2 tRNA genes, 3 rRNA genes and 1 pseudogene are annotated in these 5,838 nt (G+C 48.5%); all 6 read left to right on the forward strand.

Features of this window, described 5'->3' with window-relative positions:
• Positions 1–270 (forward strand): annotated as a pseudogene (locus AAV96_RS00650) (glutaminase); the annotation flags it as partial.
• Between the two features lie 153 nt (positions 271–423).
• Positions 424–1,960: ribosomal RNA gene (locus AAV96_RS00655) — 16S ribosomal RNA — on the forward strand.
• A 59-nt stretch (positions 1,961–2,019) separates the two neighbouring features.
• Positions 2,020–2,096, forward strand: a tRNA-Ile gene (locus AAV96_RS00660).
• Positions 2,097–2,151: 55 nt separating this feature from the next.
• Positions 2,152–2,227 (forward strand) — tRNA-Ala (locus tag AAV96_RS00665).
• Between the two features lie 379 nt (positions 2,228–2,606).
• Positions 2,607–5,497: ribosomal RNA gene (locus AAV96_RS00670) — 23S ribosomal RNA — on the forward strand.
• Positions 5,498–5,674: 177 nt separating this feature from the next.
• Positions 5,675–5,789, forward strand: a 5S ribosomal RNA gene (rrf, locus tag AAV96_RS00675).
• The 16S, 23S and 5S rRNA genes sit together here with 2 tRNA genes alongside, the layout of an rRNA operon.
• Positions 5,790–5,838: the final 49 nt, after the last annotated feature.

Here is a 5,838-nt window from a genome sequence, read left to right on the forward strand (position 1 = left end):
GATGGTGAAATCTATTCGGTGGGCGATGATGAGATCGAGTTTACGATTCAATCCATGTCTAAACCTTTTACTTATGCATATGTGCTACAAAAGCTTGGAATAGATGCGGTATTAGACAAAGTGGGCGTTGAACCTCCTGGCGAAGCATTCAATGAGATTTCTCTTGGGAACGATCGCCGTCCTAAAAACCCAATGATTAACTCAGGTGCAATCACCACACATTCATTGATTCCAATCAAAGAAGGGCTACAAGGCGCAGAAATTCTACGGATAGAAGAACAACTTGTGTGGATTTTTACTGGTTGATCGATCGAAAATATTTCATTGATTGAATGGTAGAAATTTCTCGAAGTTTATTTGAGCGAATTTTTAGTCAGAAAATTGATGAGCCAAGATTTGTAGCCATAAGCTACTAATGATTTTAAACTGAAGAGTTTGATCATGGCTCAGATTGAACGCTGGCGGCAGGCTTAACACATGCAAGTCGAGCGGAGATGAGGTGCTTGCACCTTATCTTAGCGGCGGACGGGTGAGTAATGCTTAGGAATCTGCCATTTAGTGGGGGACAACATTCCGAAAGGAATGCTAATACCGCATACGTCCTACGGGAGAAAGCAGGGGATCTTCGGACCTTGCGCTAAATGATGAGCCTAAGTCGGATTAGCTAGTTGGTGGGGTAAAGGCCTACCAAGGCGACGATCTGTAGCGGGTCTGAGAGGATGATCCGCCACACTGGGACTGAGACACGGCCCAGACTCCTACGGGAGGCAGCAGTGGGGAATATTGGACAATGGGCGGAAGCCTGATCCAGCCATGCCGCGTGTGTGAAGAAGGCCTTTTGGTTGTAAAGCACTTTAAGCGAGGAGGAGGCTACTAGTACTAATACTACTGGATAGTGGACGTTACTCGCAGAATAAGCACCGGCTAACTCTGTGCCAGCAGCCGCGGTAATACAGAGGGTGCGAGCGTTAATCGGATTTACTGGGCGTAAAGCGTGCGTAGGCGGCTTTTTAAGTCGGATGTGAAATCCCCGAGCTTAACTTGGGAATTGCATTCGATACTGGGAAGCTAGAGTATGGGAGAGGATGGTAGAATTCCAGGTGTAGCGGTGAAATGCGTAGAGATCTGGAGGAATACCGATGGCGAAGGCAGCCATCTGGCCTAATACTGACGCTGAGGTACGAAAGCATGGGGAGCAAACAGGATTAGATACCCTGGTAGTCCATGCCGTAAACGATGTCTACTAGCCGTTGGGGCCTTTGAGGCTTTAGTGGCGCAGCTAACGCGATAAGTAGACCGCCTGGGGAGTACGGTCGCAAGACTAAAACTCAAATGAATTGACGGGGGCCCGCACAAGCGGTGGAGCATGTGGTTTAATTCGATGCAACGCGAAGAACCTTACCTGGCCTTGACATACTAGAAACTTTCCAGAGATGGATTGGTGCCTTCGGGAATCTAGATACAGGTGCTGCATGGCTGTCGTCAGCTCGTGTCGTGAGATGTTGGGTTAAGTCCCGCAACGAGCGCAACCCTTTTCCTTACTTGCCAGCATTTCGGATGGGAACTTTAAGGATACTGCCAGTGACAAACTGGAGGAAGGCGGGGACGACGTCAAGTCATCATGGCCCTTACGGCCAGGGCTACACACGTGCTACAATGGTCGGTACAAAGGGTTGCTACCTAGCGATAGGATGCTAATCTCAAAAAGCCGATCGTAGTCCGGATTGGAGTCTGCAACTCGACTCCATGAAGTCGGAATCGCTAGTAATCGCGGATCAGAATGCCGCGGTGAATACGTTCCCGGGCCTTGTACACACCGCCCGTCACACCATGGGAGTTTGTTGCACCAGAAGTAGGTAGTCTAACCGCAAGGAGGACGCTTACCACGGTGTGGCCGATGACTGGGGTGAAGTCGTAACAAGGTAGCCGTAGGGGAACCTGCGGCTGGATCACCTCCTTAACGAAAGATTGACGATCGGTAAGAATCCACAACAAGTTGTTCTTCGAAGATGTATCTGAGGGTCTGTAGCTCAGTTGGTTAGAGCACACGCTTGATAAGCGTGGGGTCACAAGTTCAAGTCTTGTCAGACCCACCAAATCTGATTGCAGTAGCTTAGATTGAAAGATATGTCGTTCATTAAGTGATAAGCTGGGGACTTAGCTTAGTTGGTAGAGCGCCTGCTTTGCACGCAGGAGGTCAGGAGTTCGACTCTCCTAGTCTCCACCATGAATTAAAAGAGTTTGTAAAACGAACTTAATTCAAAGCTAAGAAGATTATAGAGTTTAGTGAATACAGTCCAAGTTGACTGGTTTATTAATCTCTGTGATTTATCACAGTTTACTACTCGCTGACGAGGCGGTAGTTAATCATTAACAGATTAGAAAATTGAGTCTGAAATAAATTGTTCACTCATTCTTTGATTTAAACATTCCTATGTTTAATTTGAATGAAATGAGAACTAGCAAAAACACTGAATCAAGCGTTTTGGTATATGAATTTAGATTGAAGCTGTACGGTGATTAAGTTCACAGACAACGAATAGTAGCAATTAAGTTTGCAACGATAACACTCACTTGTATGTGTTAACGACTGTTTGGGGTTGTATAGTCAAGTAATTAAGTGCATGTGGTGGATGCCTTGGCAGTCAGAGGCGATGAAAGACGTAATAGCCTGCGATAAGCTCCGGGGAGGCGGCAAATATCCTTTGATCCGGAGATTTCTGAATGGGGGAACCCACCCGCTATAAGGCGGGTATCATAAGCTGAATACATAGGCTTATGAAGCGAACGAGGGGAAGTGAAACATCTCAGTACCCTTAGGAAAAGAAATCAATTGAGATTCCCTTAGTAGCGGCGAGCGAACGGGGAGCAGCCCATTAAGTTGTGTGTGTTCTAGTGGAACGCTCTGGGAAGTGCGAACGTAGAGGGTGATATTCCCGTACACGAAAGGGCACACATAATGATGACGAGTAGGGCGAGGCACGTGAAACCTTGTCTGAATATGGGGGGACCATCCTCCAAGGCTAAATACTCCTGACTGACCGATAGTGAACCAGTACCGTGAGGGAAAGGCGAAAAGAACCCCTGTGAGGGGAGTGAAATAGATCCTGAAACCGCATGCATACAAGCAGTGGGAGCCGACTTGTTCGGTGACTGCGTACCTTTTGTATAATGGGTCAGCGACTTATATTCAGTAGCAAGGTTAACCGTATAGGGGAGCCGTAGAGAAATCGAGTCTTAATAGGGCGTTTAGTTGCTGGGTATAGACCCGAAACCAGGCGATCTATCCATGAGCAGGTTGAAGGTTGGGTAACACTAACTGGAGGACCGAACCCACTGTCGTTGAAAAGCCAGGGGATGACTTGTGGATAGGGGTGAAAGGCTAATCAAGCCTGGTGATAGCTGGTTCTCCCCGAAAGCTATTTAGGTAGCGCCTCGGACGAATACCATTGGGGGTAGAGCACTGTTTCGGCTAGGGGGTCATCCCGACTTACCAAACCGATGCAAACTCCGAATACCAATGAGTACTATCCGGGAGACAGACTGCGGGTGCTAACGTCCGTAGTCAAGAGGAAAACAATCCAGACCGCCAGCTAAGGCCCCAAAATCATAGTTAAGTGGGAAACGATGTGGGAAGGCATAGACAGCTAGGAGGTTGGCTTAGAAGCAGCCACCCTTTAAAGAAAGCGTAATAGCTCACTAGTCGAGTCGGCCTGCGCGGAAGATGTAACGGGGCTAAAACTATGTGCCGAAGCTGCGGATTTGACATTAGTCAAGTGGTAGGGGAGCGTTCTGTAAGCCGATGAAGGTGTATTGAGAAGTATGCTGGAGGTATCAGAAGTGCGAATGCTGACGTGAGTAACGACAAAACGGGTGAAAAACCCGTTCGCTGAAAGACCAAGGGTTCCAGTCCAACGTTAATCGGGGCTGGGTGAGTCGACCCCTAAGGCGAGGCCGAGAGGCGTAGTCGATGGGAAATTGGTTAATATTCCAATACTTCTGTGTAATGCGATGAGAGGACGGAGAAGGTTAAGTCAGCCTGGCGTTGGTTGTCCAGGTGGAAGGTTGTAGGCATGTATCTTAGGCAAATCCGGGGTACTCTATGCTGAGAACTGATAGCAAGCTGTACTTGTACAGTGAAGTGGCTGATACCATGCTTCCAGGAAAAGTCTCTAAGCTTCAGTTACACAGGAATCGTACCCGAAACCGACACAGGTGGTCAGGTCGAGTAGACCAAAGCGCTTGAGAGAACTCTGCTGAAGGAACTAGGCAAAATGGTACCGTAACTTCGGGAGAAGGTACGCTGCTGACGGTGATGGGACTTGCTCCCTGAGCTATTGGCAGCCACAGAAACCAGGCCGCTGCAACTGTTTATTAAAAACATAGCACTCTGCAAACACGAAAGTGGACGTATAGGGTGTGATGCCTGCCCGGTGCTGGAAGGTTAATTGATGGGGTTAGCGTAAGCGAAGCTCTTGATCGAAGCCCCAGTAAACGGCGGCCGTAACTATAACGGTCCTAAGGTAGCGAAATTCCTTGTCGGGTAAGTTCCGACCTGCACGAATGGCATAATGATGGCGGCGCTGTCTCCAGCAGAGGCTCAGTGAAATCGAAATCGCTGTGAAGATGCAGTGTACCCGCGGCTAGACGGAAAGACCCCGTGAACCTTTACTGCAGCTTGACATTGAACTTTGACCTTACTTGTGTAGGATAGGTGGGAGGCTTTGAAGTTGGAACGCTAGTTCCAATGGAGCCGTCCTTGAAATACCACCCTGGTAATGTTGAGGTTCTAACTCTGCCCCGTAATCCGGGGCGAGGACCATGTCTGGTGGGTAGTTTGACTGGGGCGGTCTCCTCCTAAAGAGTAACGGAGGAGTACGAAGGTGCGCTCAGCGTGGTCGGAAATCACGCGTAGAGTATAAAGGCAAAAGCGCGCTTAACTGCGAGACCCACAAGTCGAGCAGGTACGAAAGTAGGTCTTAGTGATCCGGTGGTTCTGTATGGAAGGGCCATCGCTCAACGGATAAAAGGTACTCTGGGGATAACAGGCTGATACCGCCCAAGAGTTCATATCGACGGCGGTGTTTGGCACCTCGATGTCGGCTCATCTCATCCTGGGGCTGAAGCAGGTCCCAAGGGTATGGCTGTTCGCCATTTAAAGAGGTACGCGAGCTGGGTTTAGAACGTCGTGAGACAGTTCGGTCCCTATCTACCGTGGGCGCTGGAAATTTGAGAGGATCTGCTCCTAGTACGAGAGGACCAGAGTGGACGAACCTCTGGTGTACCGGTTGTGACGCCAGTCGCATCGCCGGGTAGCTATGTTCGGAAGGGATAACCGCTGAAAGCATCTAAGCGGGAAGCCTACCTCAAGATAAGATTTCCCTAGGAATTTATTCCTCTAAAGAGCCGTTCGAGACTAGGACGTTGATAGGTTGGGTGTGGAAGCACGGTGACGTGTGAAGCTGACCAATACTAATTGCTCGTGAGGCTTGACTATACAACACCCAAACAGTTGTTGTACTCAAGATAAATTCAATACACAACTTGATTTAGTGTGAAATCTAGTTACAATACAGACCCAATAATCTAATCCGTTAATAACTCTTTCGGTACTAAGTGGCAAAGAACTTAAAACTAAGTTCAAGAGTAAGACCACCGAAAGCCAAAACAGTTTGCTGGCGACAATAGCAAGAGTGAACCACCTGATCCCTTCCCGAACTCAGAAGTGAAACCTCTTAGCGCTGATGGTAGTGTGGCGTTTGCCATGTGAGAGTAAGTCATCGCCAGCTTTTAAATACTAAACACCCCCTCCGCTAGCGCAGAGGGGGTGTTTTTTAT

Source organism: Acinetobacter sp. AG1 (assembly GCF_001005525.1).
GTDB classification, from domain to species: Bacteria; Pseudomonadota; Gammaproteobacteria; order Pseudomonadales; family Moraxellaceae; genus Acinetobacter; species Acinetobacter modestus.